The 18,387-nt window shown below is 72.8% G+C and carries 14 protein-coding genes; 8 read left to right on the top strand and 6 right to left on the bottom strand.

Features of this window, described 5'->3' with window-relative positions; all coding sequences use genetic code 11:
• Positions 1–67 precede the first annotated feature (67 nt).
• From ACFWI4_RS06320 to ACFWI4_RS06310, 3 genes are all read left to right on the top strand, one after another.
• Positions 68–733, top strand: coding sequence for a class I SAM-dependent methyltransferase (locus ACFWI4_RS06320; protein WP_387191576.1), 666 nt, complete (start codon positions 68–70; stop codon positions 731–733).
• A 317-nt stretch (positions 734–1,050) separates the two neighbouring features.
• Positions 1,051–1,296, top strand: a complete 246-nt coding sequence (locus ACFWI4_RS06315) for a DUF3761 domain-containing protein (RefSeq protein ID WP_385391903.1) — start codon at positions 1,051–1,053, stop codon at positions 1,294–1,296.
• A 236-nt stretch (positions 1,297–1,532) separates the two neighbouring features.
• The gene (locus ACFWI4_RS06310) at positions 1,533–2,759 is read left to right on the top strand and encodes a hypothetical protein (protein WP_387191573.1); all 1,227 of its coding nucleotides are present in this window, start codon (positions 1,533–1,535) and stop codon (positions 2,757–2,759) included.
• A 235-nt stretch (positions 2,760–2,994) separates the two neighbouring features.
• On the opposite strand, the gene ACFWI4_RS06305 is transcribed toward ACFWI4_RS06310, so the two are convergent.
• The 3 genes from ACFWI4_RS06305 to ACFWI4_RS06295 form a co-directional block, all read right to left on the bottom strand.
• Positions 2,995–4,479: a formate/nitrite transporter family protein gene (locus tag ACFWI4_RS06305; protein ID WP_387191571.1), complete on the bottom strand. Its 1,485-nt coding sequence runs from the start codon at positions 4,477–4,479 to the stop codon at positions 2,995–2,997.
• 276 nt (positions 4,480–4,755) lie between these two features.
• Positions 4,756–5,400, bottom strand: a complete 645-nt coding sequence (locus ACFWI4_RS06300; RefSeq protein ID WP_387191569.1) for a GAP family protein — start codon at positions 5,398–5,400, stop codon at positions 4,756–4,758.
• Between the two features lie 248 nt (positions 5,401–5,648).
• Positions 5,649–6,266, bottom strand: coding sequence for a class I SAM-dependent methyltransferase (locus ACFWI4_RS06295; RefSeq protein WP_387191567.1), 618 nt, complete (start codon positions 6,264–6,266; stop codon positions 5,649–5,651).
• Positions 6,267–6,571: 305 nt separating this feature from the next.
• On the opposite strand from ACFWI4_RS06295, the gene ACFWI4_RS06290 reads away from it, so the two are divergent.
• The 4 genes from ACFWI4_RS06290 (at position 6,572) to ACFWI4_RS06275 (ending at position 12,472) form a co-directional block, all read left to right on the top strand.
• Positions 6,572–7,429, top strand: coding sequence for a hypothetical protein (locus tag ACFWI4_RS06290; protein WP_387191565.1), 858 nt, complete (start codon positions 6,572–6,574; stop codon positions 7,427–7,429).
• Complete coding sequence (locus tag ACFWI4_RS06285; RefSeq protein ID WP_387191563.1) at positions 7,429–9,777, top strand: ABC transporter substrate-binding protein; 2,349 nt, start codon at positions 7,429–7,431, stop codon at positions 9,775–9,777. Before ACFWI4_RS06290 ends, ACFWI4_RS06285 begins: the two co-directional genes overlap by 1 nt.
• Positions 9,777–12,002, top strand: a complete 2,226-nt coding sequence (locus tag ACFWI4_RS06280) for a bifunctional serine/threonine-protein kinase/ABC transporter substrate-binding protein (protein WP_387191561.1) — start codon at positions 9,777–9,779, stop codon at positions 12,000–12,002. The genes ACFWI4_RS06285 and ACFWI4_RS06280 overlap by 1 nt, the downstream gene beginning before the upstream one ends.
• Before the next feature lie 131 nt (positions 12,003–12,133).
• Positions 12,134–12,472 (top strand): nuclear transport factor 2 family protein, encoded by a 339-nt coding sequence (locus tag ACFWI4_RS06275; protein WP_385391867.1) that lies wholly within the window; start codon positions 12,134–12,136, stop codon positions 12,470–12,472.
• On the opposite strand, the gene ACFWI4_RS06270 is transcribed toward ACFWI4_RS06275, so the two are convergent.
• Positions 12,463–13,641 carry an acyl-CoA dehydrogenase family protein gene (locus tag ACFWI4_RS06270; protein WP_387191559.1) on the bottom strand — a complete coding sequence of 393 codons (1,179 nt, stop codon included), beginning with the start codon at positions 13,639–13,641 and terminating at the stop codon, positions 12,463–12,465. The two genes, ACFWI4_RS06275 and ACFWI4_RS06270, sit on opposite strands and share 10 nt — an antisense overlap.
• 81 nt (positions 13,642–13,722) lie before the next feature.
• A complete protein-coding gene (locus ACFWI4_RS06265; protein WP_387191557.1) occupies positions 13,723–14,877 on the bottom strand; it encodes a CaiB/BaiF CoA transferase family protein in 1,155 nt (384 codons plus the stop codon).
• A 301-nt stretch (positions 14,878–15,178) separates the two neighbouring features.
• Between ACFWI4_RS06265 and gabT the strand changes: the two genes are divergently transcribed.
• The gene (gabT, locus tag ACFWI4_RS06260; RefSeq protein WP_387191555.1) at positions 15,179–16,558 is read left to right on the top strand and encodes a 4-aminobutyrate--2-oxoglutarate transaminase; all 1,380 of its coding nucleotides are present in this window, start codon (positions 15,179–15,181) and stop codon (positions 16,556–16,558) included.
• A 215-nt stretch (positions 16,559–16,773) separates the two neighbouring features.
• On the opposite strand, the gene ACFWI4_RS06255 is transcribed toward gabT, so the two are convergent.
• A complete protein-coding gene (locus ACFWI4_RS06255; RefSeq protein ID WP_387191553.1) occupies positions 16,774–18,312 on the bottom strand; it encodes a PucR family transcriptional regulator in 1,539 nt (512 codons plus the stop codon).
• Positions 18,313–18,387 lie beyond the last annotated feature (75 nt).

The following is an 18,387-nucleotide window of genomic DNA, read 5'->3' as shown; positions in this document are numbered from 1 at the left end:
CCCCATAGCCCGTGTCCCGTGTCCCGTGTCCCGTGCCACGGACCGAATCGATCCACCGGAGAACACCATGCATCGCATCACCACCGCCCCCGTCGCTCCGGGCCCGGCCAGGACCCGCTGGGCGGTCGCCGCCGGCGTCGGCGCCGCGTTGGCCGCCGCCTGGTGGCTGGGCGACACAGCACCCTATCCGTACGCCCAACGTGGCCTGCTCGACGTGCCGTTGCCGTTCCTGACCGCCGAACGGATGGACGCCGTGCTGCGACCACGGCCCGGGGAGCGGATCCTGGAGATCGGCCCGGGGACCGGACTGCAGTCGCTGCACGTCGCCCCGCAGCTCGGGCCGGAGGGACGGCTCGATGTGCTCGACATCCAGCAGGAGATGCTCGACCACGTGATGGGCCGCGCGGAGCGCGACGGCCTGGCGACGATCAGGCCCACCCGCGCGGACGCGCGTGAACTTCCCTACGCCGACGGGACGTTCGACGCCATGTACGCCGTGACCGCGCTCGGCGAGATCCCCGAGCCGGATCGGGTCCTGCGCGAGGCGGCACGGGTGCTGGCACCGGGCGGGCGCCTGGTCATCGGCGAGTTCTTCGACCGGCACTGGATCCCCTTCGGCCGGCTGCACCGGCTCGCCGACGCCGCGGGCCTCCACCTGACCGAACGCCGGGGCTCAAGCCCGGCCTACCTCGCCCGCTTCCGACCTTGCGCAGCCCACGCCCCCGTTCGCTAGGGCGACCACCTCGCTGAGGGCGACCGGAAAAGCGACGACATGAAGTCGTGAGCAGCACAGGCAGGGACGGCGATCACCGAGCTGAACAACCTGCTGCGCGGCAGACTGCCGAGGGGCTCCGCCCCAACCAGGGCCGGCCACGCGAAGGCCCCTTCAGCGCACGACACTCCTCGTCCGCACAAGCGTTCGCCCTGGTCGAACGTCCGATGACAGGTCGGCCACGACTGTAACGGTGCGGCGATCAAGAGACGCCATCGTGCCGTGAGGATCAGCCGACGGTGGCACGATCGCATCTTCAGATCACTGAGGGGGACTTCATGCTGACGAGATTCCGGGGCGCTGTCGCCGCGGCCGTCATGGCGGGCGCGCTGCTGGTGCCCGTGGCCGCTGCCACCGATGCCGCGGCCGCGTCCTGCGCGCACCACACCACGGGCGTGTGCAAGGCGAACTCGCCCCATCCGCGCGGCGCGACGGCGAAGTGCAAGGACGGCACCTACTCCTACAGCGCCAGCTTCCGGGGTACGTGCTCCCACCACCGGGGCGTCAAGTACTGGTACCGGTAGGCGGACGGCCCAGGACGCCCCCGCCCGGTCATGGGCGGGGGCGTCCTGCATTTCCCGCCGGACGGTCGACCGGCCTCTCCCCTCTGCCGGCCGCCGTCGGCGTCGACCGGGCCGGGGTCAGGCCCGGCGCCGGTCGCGTTCCCCGCGCGGAATGCCGTTCTTTTGCCTGTCTGCTGCCTCGTTGCCGGGCGGGACCGTGTGCGCATGCTGCGGGGCGCCGGGACTGGGGAGTTCGCATGGGCAGACTGGTGGTCGTACCCGTACATCTGGACGCGCTGTGCCTGGCTGCGGAACGCCAGGTCACGGAGCCTTGCACGGACTTCACGCGGCTGCCGTACCGGGATCCGGTCGCCGGGCACGACCACCAGGCGGACATGCCGTACGTCAGCGAGACGCTGCTGTCGGCGCCGTTCCAGGATCAGGGGTTCCGGCTGAAGGCGGGCGTGCATCTGCACTGGTCGCTGCCCGACGCACTGACCCGGCTGCCGCCGGGGGGCGCGGTGGGCGAGGTGCCGGTGGTGCCCAACCGGTGGCTGGTCACCCGCAGCGCGGGCGGGGCCGTGGCCCAACAGTGGGTCGTCGAGAGCGACTTCCTCGCCGAGGACAACGCGGGCGGAGTGCCGTACCCCTACATCGCGGACCAGATGGACGGGCCCGAGGGGCTGCCCTACCGGCTGCTGGGGCGCCGGGTGCCGCTCAGTGCCTGGCAGCCGGCCGGACGGACCGGTTCGGCCGATCCCGCCGAAGTGGCGCGATATTTACGGGCGTTGACGGCAGTGGGCTACGGGGAACCGACCTTCGCGTCCTTCTATCCGCACTGCTACGGCGTGTTCGGGCTGCACGACCCGGCGTTCCCGGGCGTGCCCCCGGACGGCGTGACGTACGACGTGCTCGGCTGGTACGAAGACCCGGACCAGGACGCCCTGGCCCTCGCGCTCGGCGCGCCCCGGGATGCCGGCACCGGCTGGCCCGACGCCCTGCGCGCCGCCCTCGGCTGGACGCCGGCGGGCAGCGTCGCCGTGACGGACTCAGGGCCCACGGACAGCGGGACGGCCCCGGACCGGATGGTGTGCTGGGGGCGGATCACGTTCGCGCCCGCGGCGGGCGAGCCCGGGGACGACGACACCGGTGTGTGGGTCGGCAACACCCCGACGGAGGCGCTGGCCGCCCATCACGGGGCGGTGCTCGGTGAGACCGGCCTTGCGCCGGACGACCTGGAGAACCTCCTGGAGGCGCTGGCCTTCGCCGAGGATCTGGAGTCCGCGCCGCTCGACGTCGGGCTGAAGCTGCTGGAGGCTCGGCACGCCGACACCTTCAGGGCCGTACCGTCCGGGACTCTGTGGACGGTGACGGACGAACGGCCGGGCCGAGGCGCAGACGCCGACCTGACCGCCCCGGGGCCCGGCGGCACCGCGTTCGGCAAGCGGCTGCGGGGACTCGCCGATTCCGTGCCCGACGGGTGAGCTGGATCCACTGCCGTTCGGGCCGCGCGGCACGGTGCCGGTGCGGCGGCTGGCCGACGCGATGGCGGCTCGACTCGGCGCGGATCCGGCGGCGTTCACGGCGGGGGCGCTGGCCCGACAGATGCTGGAGACGGGCGAGCGGGTCACGTTCCTGCGGGGCTGATCCGCGAAGGCGGGCCGTCCGGCCGACGTCTGATCCCGCGGGTCACCGGGCCCGCGGGATCGAATGCCGGGCTCAGACCGTCGTCAAGGTCCGCGGCGCGGTGTCCGCGGCGGGGAGGGACGGCTCGTCGGGGATGCCGACGGCGTCGGAAGTGCCGCGGTTCGAGAACCAGTACGCCCCGGCCACCAGGACCGCTCCGCCCACGATGTTGCCCGGTACGGTGAAGGCGAGGTTGTGGGCGAGGTCGCCGACGTCCGCCTGACCGTTGACGATGCCGAGCGAGAACAGCGCCATGTTGGCGATGCTGTGCTCGAAGCCGCTGGAGACGAAGGCGAACACCGGGAGCCACACCATGAGGGCCTTGGCCCCGTCGCCGGACACCCGGGTGTACATCCACACGGCGAGGCAGACGAGCATGTTGCAGAGCACGGCCCGGGCGAACAGCTGTCCGCCCGTCTCCGCTTCCTTCGCGGCCAGCAGGCTGCCCAGCAGGGCGGAGGAGGGTCCGGTCCTGACGGTCCCGGCCGCGCCGACGATCAGCGCGAAGAGAACGGCCCCCGCGAGGTTGCCGAGCAGGCACATCACCCAGACCCTCGCCATGTCCGTCCAGGAGGTCCGGCGGCTGAGCACACCGAACGTCATGGTCATGCACTGGCTGGTGAACAGGTCGGCGCCGGCGAACATCACCATCGTCAGGGCGACAGGGAACACCATGCCCTCGACCAGCTTGACGGCACCCGAATGCCCCGCTTCGAGCGGCCCCGCGACGGTGAGCAGCAGGACCTCGCCGACCCCGATGAAGATGCCCGCGAGCATGGCGGAGACCAGGTAGCGGGCGGGTGAGCGGACCAGCCGGGCCTTCTTCACGGCCAGGTCCGCGGAGGCGGCGAGGGTGTCGGGCATCGTCATGGGCATACGAACGAGGCTATGCGGCGCGCCCGCCCCTTTTAATGCGATATGGTCACAAGCTCGCGGGACCTTTTGCCCGCGTTTCCCGGGCCGTCCAGCATGCCGGAGGACGGTCTTGGTCGACGGTTCCGGTGCTCCGTGCCGGACGACGAGGTCGGTGAGGCGGCCCCGGCCGGTGGCGAGGACCGGGCAGCGCGCGGTGCCGGGCAGGAGCGGCCGTATCTGGTCCGCCGACGCGATGTCGTCCAGCACCACCAGCATGCGGCGCCCGGCGAGCAGGGTGCGGTAGCGGGCGGCCCGTTCGTCCGGCGCCTGGGGAATGTCGTCGCCGGGCACCCCGAGGGCGCGCAGGAAGGCGGCGAGTACGTCGGTGGCGGCGGCCAAGTGGGCGTCCAGATCTCGCAGTTCGTCATCGCGTCCGGTGAACGCGGCGATGTCGGGCAGGAGTTGGGCGGGTACCGTTTTCGGGGCCAGGTCCGGTGGCGTCCGGGGAGGCAGGTCGGCCAGGGCGGTGACGACCAGGCGCCGGGTGTGCGGCCGTCCGGCGCGGCCCGCTTCGAGGTTGCGGATCGTGCGACCGACACGGCCGCCCGTGTGGCGAGTTCCTCCTGGGTGAGCAGCGCCGCCGCCCGGCGCGACCGGACCCACGACGCGAACTCCTCGTCCCGTAAGCCGGCATTCCCCCCGTCGAACGACATCCGACAGCCTCCCCGGACTCTCCCCTGGTCCGGTCCTGATCGTACGGACAGAAGCGTGCTCCGCGCTCCTGGTCGGGGCGCGGCGGGGGACCCGGTTTCCATGCCTTGGCCAGGCCTTTGCCGTTCGGGCGGCCGGCGGCGGCCTTCCGCTTCGCCGGTCCCGAGGAATGCCTGCGTCCGGGGGGCGGGCGCCGCGCGCGGAGGATCGCCCGCGCGCCGTACGGGGTCAGGCCACGAGGTCGTAGATGCTGCGTGCCGTCAGCCACAGTCCCGCGACCAGCGAGAGCGTGACGATCAGCTGCTCCTGGTGCCGGTCCATCCAGTCGCGCAGGGCGTTCAGCCGGGCGTTCGCGGCGGCCGGCGCCCAGACCGTGTACATCTCCATGACGATGAGGCTGAGCGTGGCCAGCAGGCAGTAGCCGGTCAGCGCGAGCCAGTCGGCGACGGTGGAGAGGTTGGCGTCGACGGCGGTGGCGGCGCCGGCTCCGACCAGGGCCCAGGGCTGGAGCACCCAGGCCAGGCCGGCCGCGGTCACGGGGGACGCGTCGTCGATCCGGGCCTTCCAGCGCGGCGGTCCGTGCGGGCGCGGCGGCCGGCGGTGCCGGTAGGCGCCGTAGAAGGCGAGCCCGAGACCGATGGCGAGCTTCACGGCGACGGCGGCGGTCGAGGGCGCGGTGTGGTGGGCCGGGGGCTGGCCTCCGGTGAGCAGCACGACACAGGCGATGACCACGATGAGGTTGGCGAGCCACGACAGGAGGAACGCCAGGCCCTGGCGAGCGCCGCGGCGCGAGGAGAGCAGCAGGATGAAGGCGCTGTTGTGCAGGGGCCCCAGGGTGATGGCCGTACCGATCACGAGGAGGTCGAGGACCATCGGATCAGTCGCTCCTGGAGGTCGGGACCGTCTTCCGCCGGTGACGGGCGGGCCGGTCGGCGGGATCGGGCGGCGCCGACGCGGTGCCGCATGCCGACTCTGACGGGGGCGATACGGCAGGTCAAGGACGCTGGGCCCGTGTCCCCTGCCCGTGACCGCGGGCCCGGCCGGTCAGTGCGCGGGGAGCGCGCCCGGCGCCGTGGGCGGGCTCCACGCGGGCCGGTCCGGCGGGACGAGTCGCGGCGTCGTCAGGGGGATACGGCGATCCCCAGGGAGTCGGCACCCATGGCCTTCGGGGCACCCTTCTCGTAGAAGACGTCGAGCTCGGCGATGGTGAAGCCGGCGGTGGTGAGCAGGTCGACGATGGGCCTGGTCAGATGGCAGCCGTCGAAGATCCGCTGCTCCATGGGGTCGAGGCGGTGCTGCCAGCGGCGTACCTGCTCGTCCGGGGCGAGGCCGTGCTCGACGAAGTGCAGGGTCCCTCCGGGCTTGAGGACGCGTCGGACCTCGTGCAGGGCGGCGCCCGCGTCGGGGATGGTGCAGAGCGTCCAGGTCGACAGGGCGGCGTCGAAACTGTGGTCGGCGAAGGGCAGCGACTGGCCGTCGAGCCCGCTGCGCTCCACGGGGGTGTGGGCCGCGCCGAGACGCTTGGCGGCCAGCTTCCAGCCCACGTCCGAGGGATCGACGGCGGCCACCCGTGTGACGGCGGGCGGATAAAAGGGAACGTTGTGCCCGGAGCCGAAGCCGATCTCCAGGACTTCGCCCTCCAGTCCTTCGCAGACCCGGCGTCGCAGCTCTTTCGCCTCCCCCATGCCGCACGCGACGTTGACGATGCGCGGAACGATCTGGTCGGCGTAGAAACCCATGGCAGCCACCACCATTCGTAACAAGTCTGGCACCGTGGACAGGCGGTTGCGAATCCGCGGCTCCGGACCGCCCTCCCATGATCGACCCGCCCGAAGGGCGTCCGGCCATCGGCAGGTCAGCCACCAGGAAGCGGCACGGACCGCACCTGCCCGACGCCGTCCGGTGACCGCGCCCTACGTGTGTCGCGGCACGGAGTGACTCGGCACACGTCCCCCGTTCGGGCAACCGCCCGCCCTCTCCGCACGTCCCTCAGTAAGATCATCGCTCGCGAGCGGGGGCTCGCGAGGGGGACGGGGGGGCGGGGATGGGCAACAGCAACACCATTGCGCGCAAGGGAACTTGGCCATGGCGGGTCGCCATGTCGTTCGCCATGGGGGCCGTGGTGCTCAGTGGCTGCGGTTCCGGGAACGGCGGCAAGGCTGCCGGGCCGAGCAGGTCGGCACCCTCGCGATCCGCCACCCCGTCCACGGCCGGTACGCCATCGGCCACCGCCTCCGCTTCGGGCGGTGGCGGGTCGACTCCCGCGCTGTTCAGGGCGAGTCCCGCCAAGGTACCCAGGACGAGAGGCCGCGCCGAGACACTGGCGGCGGCCGTCACGCTGAAACCGCAGGACTGGGGAGCCGGCTTCCGGGCGCAGCTGCCCGGCGCGAGCGCGCCGCGTACCGTCGCCGTGCTCGACGAGCAGTGCCGGTGGGAAAGGCGGCCGCTGCCCCGGAGCGTTCTGGCCTCCCTTTCCCGCTACAGCGAGATTCCGGCCGCGGGCGGCAAGGGCGAACTCAAGGTGAGCGCGGCGGTCACCGTGCACGCCACCGTGCGTGATGCCGACCAGCGGCTGGCCTCCACCCTGGAGGAGCCGTTGCGCTGCCGGCAGCAGCAGGTCCGTACAGACGAACGGATCTCCGGGCTCATCTCGACCGCCACTCCATACGGCCAGGGCAACAACACCTATGCCGACGACCAGGTCGTGGAGATCGGTTCGTATCTCAGCGGGAACACCCAACAGATCTACCGCTGGTACGTCACCCGCCTCGGCACGGTGACGCTCGCGGTGTCGGTGAAGGGCGCCAAGGGCTACTCCGCCGCCGAGTTGGAGCAGTACGCGTCCCACGCCTCCGCGTCGATGCTCAGCCGCCTGGAGTCCGAGCTCGGAGGAGACCGCTGATGGAGCCGCTGCGTTCGTCGGATCCCGCGCGTATCGCGGACCATCGCCTGCTCGGGCGGCTCGGCGCCGGAGGCATGGGCGTCGTGTACCTGGCGCGCACGCCGGGCGGCGCGCTGGTCGCGCTGAAGGTGCTGCTCGCCGAGTACGCCGAGGAGCCGGGCTTCAAGGAGCGGTTCCGCCGCGAGGTCGAGGTCGCCCGGCGGGTCGACAGCCCCTGGGCGGTGCCGCTGGTGGACGCCGATCCGGACGCCGAGGCTCCCTGGCTGGCGACGGCGTTCGTGCCCGGACCGTCGCTGGCCGAGGCCGTGAGTGCGTACGGGCCCTTGCCCGGGCACGGTGTGCGGCTGCTCGGCACCCGGCTGGCCGAGGCGCTCGCAGAGGTGCACCGGGCCGGACTGGTCCACCGGGATCTCAAGCCGGGCAATGTGCTGATCGCCCATGACGGGCCGCGGCTCATCGATTTCGGCATCGCCCGCGCGCCGGAGGACCGGACGCTCACGGCGACCGGGGTGGTGGTCGGCACACCCGGCTATCTGTCTCCCGAGCAGGCCGAGGGACGGGGCGGGCGCATCGGCGCGGCCGGCGACGTGTTCTCGCTGGGCTGTGTCCTGGCGTTCGCGGCGACCGGACGGGCGCCGTTCGGCAGCGGAGCGGTCGACGCCCTGCTGTACCGGGCCGTCCACGACCCGGCGGACCTCGAAGGGGTACCGGCGTGGCTGCGCGATGTGCTGGACCGCTGTCTGGAGAAGGATCCCGCCCGCCGGCCGACGGCCCTTGAGCTGGTGCGGGAGCTGGCGGCCGACGGCGCCGCACGGGACGGAGGAGCCTCCGGGACCGCACCGCGGCGGGAAGAGGCATCCGGGGACGCGCCCCTCGACGAGAGCGCATCGGGGGACGCGCCCCTGGACGAGGAATCGGGCGAGGAATCGGACGCGGAATCGGGCGCGGAATCGGGCGAGTGGCTTCCCGAGCCGGTCGCCCGGCTGATCGCCGAGCGCTCGGCCGCCGCGCTCGCCCTGCCGGACATCGAGCACACACTGGCGCCGTCCGACACACCGTCCGACACGCCGGCCGCTCTCGACCCGGCGGAAGCCGACACACGGGAGACCTCCGGGCCGGCCGGGCCGCGGGACGCCGGTCCGCCCGGCCGGCGTCGTTTCCTGCTGCTCGCCGGCGGGGCCGTGGCGCTGACAGCGGGCGGCGGGGCCTGGTGGGCGATCGACCGCGACGGCGGCCCGGGAGGCGAGCACCGTGCCGCCGCCACGTCCCCCCGTCGGCCGGTGCACACCTTCGCGCTGCACGGCGACCTCAGCGGCCCCCAACGGGACACGGGCCGGGCCCAGGAGCGCGGACTCCGTCTCGCGGTCGCGCAGTTCAACGCACGCGCAGACGCCCCATTCACCGTGAACGTCAAGGCCGTCGACGACGGGGGTGATCCGGCGGCCTCGGCCCGGCTCGCCGCGGCGCTCACCGGCGATCCGGCGGTCCTCGCCGTGGTCGGCCCGACCACCGACGCGACCGGGCAGGCCGCGCTCGGGGCGTACGACGCCGGGCTGCTGCCGGTCGTCGGCGTGTCGCCGGGTACCGCACTGTCGTACCAGGGGTTCCGTTCGTTCCTCCAGGCACGCCTCCCGGACGCGGTGCTGCCCATCTACGTCAGCAACTACCTTCGCGGTGCGGCGCATTCACGCAAGATCGGCATCGTCGTCGACCGACCGGCCGGCAACTACGGTACGGATCTCGGCAGTTCACTCAGCAACGCGCTCGCCGGCATCAACTACCCGACGGTGCCGAAGGTCGTCAGCGCGATGCTCCACGACTTCGGTGGCTCGGTGGACGCGGTGCTCTCCGCCGGCGCCGACTCCGTGTTCTTCGCCGGTCTGCCCGACCGGGGCGCGCTCATCGCCAGGACGCTGCGGGAACGAGCGTTCCCCGGCGCGCGGGTGTCCGGCCCGGCGTTGCTGGACGACCGGTTCCTGGCACAGGCCCGGGAGAACGCCGAGGGCTGGGTGATGGTGGCCCCCGTCATCGACGCGACCCGCAAACCCGAGGCACGGAGCTTCGCCACCGCCTACCGCAAGCACTTCAAGGAGTCTCCGCCCCGGTACGCGGCGGAGGCCTACGACGTGGCCCGGATGCTGCTCAAGGCCCTGTCCGGGCTGCCGTCGAAGGACCGTACCCGGCAGAACCTGCTCACGGCCGTCCGGGACGGGAAGTACGAGGGCATCACCAAGACGTTCGCCTTCACCAAGATCGGGACGATGGTCATCGACGGCACCGGTGGCTTCCTCTGGCGGGTGGAACAGGGCGCCTTCGTGTATCACGGCCCCGCGCCGCTCACCGTCTGATGGAACCCCTGCGACTCGGCGACCCGTCCCGGATCGGCCGCTATCGCCTGCTGCGGCGGCTGGGCGCCGGCGGCATGGGCGTGGTCTTCCTGGCGCGCGCGCCGGGCGGGGCGATCGCCGCGCTGAAGACGGTCCGGTCGGCGTACGCGGACGAGAGCGGATTCCGGGTCCGTTTCCGTCGTGAGGTCGAGGCGGCCCGGCAGGTCAGCAGTCGCTGGGTGGTCCCCCTGCTGGACGCGGACGCCGACGCGGAGACTCCGTGGCTGGCGACCTCGTACGTGCCGGGGCCCTCGCTCGGCGAGGCGGTGGAAGCCTTCGGGCCGCTCCCGCTCACGTCCGTACGGGTGCTGGGCGCGCGGCTCGCCGAGGCGCTCCAGGCGGTGCACGGGGCCGGTCTCGTGCACCGCGACGTGAAGCCGGGGAACATCCTGCTGGCGCCGGACGGGCCACGGCTCATCGACTTCGGCATCGCCCGCGCGCCGGAAGCCACCGCGCTCACGTCCAGCGGCGTGATCGTCGGCTCGCCCGGCTTCCTCTCGCCCGAGCAGGCCCGGGCTCGGGGCGGCGAGGTCGGGCCGCCGAGCGACGTCTTCTCGCTGGGGTGTGCGCTGTCGTTCGCCGCGACCGGGGTGCGGCCCTTCGGCGGCGGCACGGCGGCGGGAATGCTGCTGCGCACGATCAACGAGGAACCCGATCCGGCGGCCCTCCCGGACGAACTGGCGCCCCTGCTCACGGCCTGCCTGAGCAAGGAGCCGGCCGGTCGCCCGACCCCCGCGCGCCTCCGTGAGACGCTCGGGGAGGACACGGCGGGCGACTCCGCCGAAGCGTCCGGCTGGCTGCCGACGCCCGTCACCCGGCTGATCAACGACAGGTCCGCCGCCGTGCTGACCATCGGCTCGATCGAGCCGACCCGGGTGTCCGCGTCCGCGCCTTCGCCCGCGGCGGCCACGCCCTCGCCGGAGGCCATGACGATGACCGCCGTCGGGATCACCCGCCCCGGCCCGCGCGCCGTCGGCCGCCGCGGCCTCCTGCGCCTCGGCTCGACGGCGGGACTCCTCGCGGCGGGCGGCGGGGCCTGGTGGTGGAGCACCCGGCCGAAGACGGCGACGCCCGCCCCGTCCGGGACCCGGCCTCCGAGCCCACAGCTCGTCGTGGCGTTCCACGGCGATCTGACCGGCGCCCATCGGGAGACCGGCAAGGCCCAGCTGCACGGGGCGCTGCTGGCCGTCGAACAGCTCAACGCGCGGAGTGACCGTCCTTTCTCACTGAAGCTGGAGACGCACGACGACGGCGGTGACACAGGGCGGGCCGACGAGCTGGCCACCCGGCTGACGCGGGACGCCAGGGTCCTCGCCGTACTGGGCCCCACGACCGACGCCTGCTACGACGCCACCGCCAAGACGTACACCAAGGCGACGATGCCCGTCGTGTCCGTCTCGGTCGGCACCGACACGCTGACGTCGCCGTTCGACAAGAGCCTCTTCCACTGCCATGCGGCGCTGCACGTCACCTACGGACTGCTCGCCGCCCCCTGCGTCCGCTACCTCAGCAACCACGTCGACGCCCGTCGGGTGTTCCTCGTGGACGACCGGGCCCAGGGCGACTTCGCCTGGAGCATCTGCGACCAGACCGAGCAGGCGCTGCGGCACCTCGGCCGGGACGCGAGGGTCACCCAGATGGCCGCGGGCAAGGTCGACTACGCGTCGCTCGCCGCCGAGGTCACGTCCGCCCGGGCTGACGCGGTCGTCTTCACCGGCGACGCGGCCCGGGCCGCCGGGCTCGCACGGGCGCTGACGGCCGCCCGGTTCACCGGCACCCGGATGGCGACCGAACGGGCCCTGGACCCGCGGTTCATCGCGTCGGCCGGCACCGCCGCGACGGGCTGGGTCTTCGTCACCTCCTTCACCGACCCCACCGTCCGCCCCTCCGCCCGAGCGTTCACGACGGACTACCGCGCCCGCTTCGGCGCCGCCCCGGGCTGGTACGCGGCGGAGGCCCACGACGCCGCGATGTTCCTGGCCAAGGCCTGCACCGAGGGCGGCACCGCTCTGACGGAGCGCGGCGCCATCGCCCGCCGGATGGCCGAGACCACGTATTCCGGCATCACCCGTACGGTCAAGTACGAGCCGGGGTACGGCTACAACCACGACGCGATGTTCGAGTTCCGGGTCGTCGACGGCGCGTTCCGCTATCTCGGGCAGTACCAGGAAGCCGGGGTCTCGTGAAGGCGAACGCCGGTCGAGCCGCGTGTCGGCGCGAGCAGCGTCACGGTCGCCGCAGCAGTGAAGGAACACGTGAAGCGACGCGCTTGTACGGTGGCGTGAACGGGATCAGCCGTCCGTTCAGGGAGCCTCGTATGCCCGGCAGTCCGACAGACGTCGCCGAAGCCGCGTTCGCGTACTACAGGGCGCAGGACCGCGACGCGGCCCTCGCCCTCTACGCCGACGACTTCTCGTTCACCAGTCCGCAGGACGATCACATCGGCAAGGCGGCGTTCTTCGAGCGCTGCTTCCCGACGGCCGACCGGTTCACGGCGCAACGGCTGCTGCACGTCGTCCCCGCGGACGGGGAACTGGTCTTCGTCCATTACGAGTACGAGCTCACGACGGGCGCCAGGTACCGCAACGTCGAGGCGATCACGGTCCGGGACGGGCTGATCCGGGAGGTTCAGGTCTTCTTCGGCGGTCAGCGGTAGGCGGCCTGGCCGGTGAGGGCCTGGCCGATGACCAGGGTGTGGATCTCGCTGGTGCCCTCGTAGGTGAGGACGGATTCCAGGTTGTTGGCGTGGCGCAGCGGCGAGTACTCCAGGGAGATGCCGTTGGCGCCGAGGACCGTACGGCATTCGCGGGCGATGGCGATGGCCTCGCGGACGTTGTTGAGCTTGCCGACGCTGATCTGCTCGGGGCGGAGGCGTCCGGCGTCCTTCAGCCGGCCCAGGTGCAGGGCGAGCAGGGCGGCGCCGCCGAGGGAGACGCTCATGTCGGCGAGCTTCTTCTGGGTGAGCTGGAAGCCGCTGATGGGCTTGCCGAACTGGACGCGCGCGTCGGCGTAGCCGAGGGCGGTCTGGATGCAGTCGCGGGCGGCGCCCACCGCGCCGAAGAGGATGCCGAAGCGGGCCTCGTTGAGGCAGGACAGGGGTCCGCGCAGGCCCTCGGCGAGCGGGAGCCGGGCGCTCTCGGGCAGCCGGACGTCGTCGAAGTGCAGCTCGGAGGTGACGGAGGCGCGCAGCGACATCTTCTGCTTGATGTTCCGGGTGGTGAAGCCCGGCGTGCCGCGGGGCACGAGGAAGCCGCGGACGCCGTCCTCGGTCTGGGCCCAGACCGTGGCGACGTCGGCGATGCCGCCGTTGGTGATCCACATCTTGGAGCCGTTGAGGATCCAGTCGCCGCCGTCGCGGACGGCCCTGGTCCGCATGTCGGTCGGGTTGCTGCCGAAGTCGGGTTCGGTCAGGCCGAAGCAGCCGATCGCCTCACCGGCGGCGAGCCGGGGCAGCCACTCCCGCTTCTGTTCCTCCGAGCCCCACTTCCAGATGGAGAACATGGACAGGGAGCCCTGCACGGAGACGAAGCTGCGGAACCCGGAGTCGGCGGCCTCCAGCTCCAGACAGGCCAGGCCGTAGGAGACCGCGCTGGTGCCGGCGCAGCCGTAGCCCTCCAGGTGCATGCCGAGCACGCCGAGCTTGCCGAGTTCGGGGGCGAGTTCGCGGGCGAAGTGCGCGTTCTCGAACCATTCCCCGATGTGCGGGCGCACCCGGTCGGCGAGGAACCGGGCGACGGTGGCCTGGATCTCGCGCTCCTCGTCGGTCAGGACGGAGGCGAAGTCGATCAGGTCGAGGGGGTCCTTCATGGGCGTGGCGCCGTTCATCGTCTGCTCCTGGGGAGGTTCGTCGTCGCGTGGTGAGCAAGGGGTGGCGGGGGTCGGTCGGATGCGGCGGGGACGCAGGTGTCAGGAGTCGAGCCAGGTCCTGATGTCCTCGGTGTGCTCGCCGAGGCGGGGCGGCCGGTGTTCGTAGCGGGGCGGGGTGGCGGACAGGCCGATGGGGTTGGCGACCAGGTCCATCGGGGCGCCGTCCGGTCCGGTGACGGTGGCACGCGGGCCGAGGCCCAGGCGTTCGGCCAGGTCGAAGGCCTGGGCCAGGTCGTTGACCGGTCCGCAGGGCACCCCCAGCGGAGTGAGCCGGTCGGACCACTCGGCCGCGGTACGTGCCGACAGCGGCTCCCGCAGCAGCGGGGCGAGTTCGTCCACGTGGGCCACCCGGTCGGTGTTGGTCGCGAAGCGTGGGTCGTCGGCCAGGCCGGGGACGTCCAGCCCCTGGCACAGGGCACGGAACTGACGGTCGTTGCCGACGGCGACGACGAGCGGCCGGTCCTTCGCCGGAAACACCTCGTACGGCGCGATCGACGGATGCCGGTTGCCGAGGATGCCCGGCACCTGCCCCGCGAGGGTGTACCCGCCGGACTGGTTGACCAGGCTCGACAGCAGACAGGACAGGAGGTCGACCTCGACGTGCTGTCCTTCGCCGGTGGCCTCGCGATGGCGCAGGGCGGCCAGGACGCCGATCGCCGCGTGGAGCCCGGTGAGGACGTCCACCAGGGCCGCTCCCGCCTTCACGGGCTGTCCGGGCGCCGGTCCGGTCACGCTCATCAGACCGCCGACGGCCTGGACGAGCAGGTCGTAGCCGGGCAGGGCCGCCCCCGCGCCGGCGCCGAAGCCGGTGACCGAGCAGTAGACGAGGCCGGGGTTGAGCTCGCGGGCCCGGTCGTGGCCGAGCCCGTACTTGTCCATGGTCCCGGGTCTGAAGTTCTCGAACAGGACATCGGCCCGGCGGACCAGTTCGGTCGCCGTGCGCAGATCCCGTTCGTCCCGCAGGTCGAGCGCGAGGGAGCGCTTGTTGCGGTTGACGGACAGGAAGTACGTGGCCTCGCCCTGGGCGTGGGGCGGTCCCCAGGCCCGGGTGTCGTCGCCGGTGCCGGGATGTTCGACCTTGATGACGTCGGCGCCGAGGTCGGCCAGCAGCATCGTGGCGTAGGGGGCGGCCAGGACGCGCCCGAAGTCGGCGACGAGGACTCCGGCCAGCGGGCCGGCGGGTGCCGTGCTCACGGGCGCCGCCGTTCCGACGTACCCACGTGCACGGTCCTGGTCGCGATCACCTTCCGTGGCATCGGCTGTCCTTTCATCGTCCGACGATCCGACCGTACGTCCGGATGTCAGTACGTCGGGTGCGCCACGTGGGCTTCCCCGGGGCTCCTGGGGCGCCATTGTGCGAACCCCGCACGGACCGGCGCACTGGACGGGATGTCCCGTAGTTGTGGATCACTCCTGGCCGATCCGTCCATGGCCTCCGCGTCACGGCCGGTGCTTGGCTCCTCGCCTCCATCCCCGTACGTTTCGGAGGACCTCCATGCCCGGTGATTCCCGGCCCGCCGGTGGCCCCGGTCTCCCCCAGGTCCGGCGGGTCGTGAGCGAGATCCCCGGCCCGCGTTCGCGTGAACTGCTGGCCCGTCAGCGCGGGCTGGTGCCGGCCGGTGTCGGCGCGGCCCTGCCCGTGTTCGTGGAGGCGGCCGGCGGCGGAGTGATCGTGGACGTCGACGGCAACTCCTTCATCGACTTCGGCAGCGGCATCGCCGTGACGACGGTCGGCAACTCCGCCCCGGCCGTGACGGAACGCGCGGCGGCGCAGCTGCGCCGGTTCACCCACACCTGTTTCCTGGTCAACCCGTACGAGTCCTATCTGGACGTGTGCGAGAAGCTCAACGAGCTGGTTCCGATCGCCGGCGAGAAGCGCACGATCCTGGTGAACTCCGGCGCCGAGGCGGTGGAGAACGCCGTCAAGATCGCGCGTTCCGCCACCGGTCGTCCCGGCGTCGTCGTCTTCGACCACGGCTTCCACGGGCGCACGCTGCTCACGATGAGCCTGACCGCCAAGAACACGCCCTACAAGCAGGGCTTCGGCCCGTTCGCGCCCGAGGTCCACCGCGCCCCGATGGCCTATCCGTACCGCTGGCCCACCGGGCCCGACCGCTGTGCCGAGGAGGCCGCGGCCGCCCTCGTCGACCTGCTGGACCGGCAGGTCGGCGCGGACAACGTGGCCGCCGTCCTGATCGAGCCCATCCAGGGCGAGGGCGGTTTCGTCGTCCCGGCTCCCGGTTTCCTCGGCCGTGTCGCGGAGATCTGCCGCGGCCGGGGCATCCTGCTGATCGTCGACGAGATCCAGTCCGGCATCGCGCGCACCGGGCGGATGTTCGCCTGTGAGCACGAGGGCGTCCGGCCCGATCTGATCACGACCGCCAAGGGGCTCGCCGGCGGACTGCCGCTGGGCGCGGTGACCGGCCGCGCGGAGCTGATGGACGCGGTGCCGGCGGGTGGTCTCGGCGGGACCTTCAGCGGCAACCCGGTGGCCTGCGCGGCGGCGCTCGGCGTCTTCGAGGAGATCGAGACCCGTCGCCTGGTCGAGCGGGCGCGGGAGATCGGCGCGATCATGCTCGCCTCCCTCGGTGAACTCGCCCGCCGCCACCCGGCGGTCGGGGACGTCCGGGGCCGGGGAGCCATGATCGCCATCGAGCTCGTGGAGCCGGCCGGTGACCGGCTGCCGGACCCCGGTCTCGCCGCCCGCGTGGCCAGGAGGTGCCACGAGAACGGCCTGCTGGTCCTGACCGCCGGCAGCTACGGCAACGTCCTGCGCTTCCTGCCGCCCCTGTCCATCTCCGACGCGCTGCTGAGGGAGGGCCTGTCCGTCCTCGCGGAGGCCGTGGGCAAGGAGGCGGACGCGGCCGTCGCCTGACGCGGGTCGCGCTCGGTCCCGCCGTGCGCCGGGCCGGTACGGCGCCGCCTCCGGGTCCGCCGGTACGGCCCCTGTGTGGGGGGCGGGGAGCGGGGTGGGTTGCCCGAGCGGCCTAAGGGCCTGTGCCGGCTCCGGTCGGCTCCGGTCCCGTCAGCGCAGCCTCCGGGTCAGCCGGTACGAACCCGCTCTGGGCCTGTGCCGCCTCGGTCCCGGCGTCACACGTTGCCGCCCGTGCCGCCTGGCTCCCGCCACACGGACAGGGCCAGCAGGAGTTCGGCGCGTACGTGGGCGGAGTCGAGGTCCACCCCGAGCAGGCCCCGCACCCGTTCCATGCGGGCGCTCAGGGTGTGCCGGTGCACGCCGAGCGCCGCCGAGGCCGGGGCCCACTGACCGTTGTGCTCCAGGAAGGTGCGCAGCGAGACCAGCAGGTCGGTGCCGTGTTGTTCGTCGTACGCGGCGAGCGGGGCGAGCTGTGTCTCGGCCAGTGTCACGAGGATCCGCCGCGTCTCCGGGACGGCGGCCAGCCGGCGGCCGGCCAGCGACTCGAAGGGGACCACGTCCGACGCGCCGCGGGTCTCGGCGGCCGAGCAGGAGTTCAGCGCCTCGGTCAGGGCGGCGGGCGCGTCGGCCAGATCGTGGGCGGCGCTCAGCCCCGCCCACACCGGTGACCTCAGCCGGGCACGGACGCCGTCCGTCACCGTCTGCGCCGTGACCACGTGACCGGCGGGCAGCAGCACCGTGGCGCAGCCCGCCCGCCCGCGGCCGAACAGCGGGAGCCCGCGTTCGGCCAGCTCGTTCCCGACGGCCTCCAGGATCCGGCGCGGGCCGCTGCCACGCAGGGCCAGGACGCGGATGCCCTCGCGGACGGGGAATCCGGCCTCGGTGAGATGGTCGAGCGCGGCGGGGGCCCCGACACCGCCGTCCAGCAGCATCCGCAGGAACAGGGCGTTGACCCGGTTCTGTTCGTCGCGCAGCCGCAGCGGCTTCTCCGCCTCCAGGGCGACCAGGGAGGCGGCGTGGCCGAGGAGAAGATGATCGACGGGTGTGAGCGTCCGGTCGGCGGTGAGGACCAGGCGGCCGTGGGCGCGCGGTCCCACGCGGACCTGCTGCACGGCCACGGAACCGTCCCCGCCCGTGCTCACCGCGGCCGCCGCCCGCTCCGAAGCCCGCATTCCTGCGGGCACGGCGGTCTCGGGCACCCCGGCGCCCGGCGGATGGGACGCGCGCACCTTGTTCTCGTGATCGAGGAGGACGACGGAGGTGCCCGTGGAGGTGGCCAGCTCCCGGACGACCGCCTGCGCCCCGCCGTGCAGGGCGGCCCGGGTCATCCGCGGCTGGACCCGTGAGGCCTGGACGACACCCTCGTACTGCTGCTCGGCCAGGCGCTCCATGACGGCCTTGGTGACGGCCACGAACGGTGTGGGCAGCGGCACCTCCAGGAGCGGCAGACCGGCGCCCCCGGCGGCCTCGACCAGCGCCGGGGGGACCTGGTCGTGCGACAGACCGACTCCGAAGCCAAGGGCGGCCACCCCGGCCTTCACCAGGCGGCCGACGTACTCCGCGCAGTCGGCGCCGGTCTCGGCCAGCCGGAGTCCGGTGGTGAGCACCAGCTCTCCGCCGTTCAGCCAGGGCGCCGGGTCGGTGAGCTCGATGCTGTGCGCCCAGACCACTTCCCGGTCCAGGTCACCGTGGCCCGCCAACACCCGCAGACGCAGATCCTGATGCCGTACGAGCCAGGCAAGCGGTACGCCCATCACGCTCACCACCCAAGACCTTTAAAAGTAGAGGTAAATATGTTTGCCAGTCTACGACCAGGGGCCGTCGGTGGC

Origin of the sequence: Streptomyces sp. NPDC127038 (assembly GCF_042725875.1) — a bacterium.
Lineage (GTDB): Bacteria > Actinomycetota > Actinomycetes > Streptomycetales > Streptomycetaceae > Streptomyces.
Note: the sequence above shows the minus strand (reverse complement) of the source record. Positions and strands in the feature narration are given on the sequence as shown.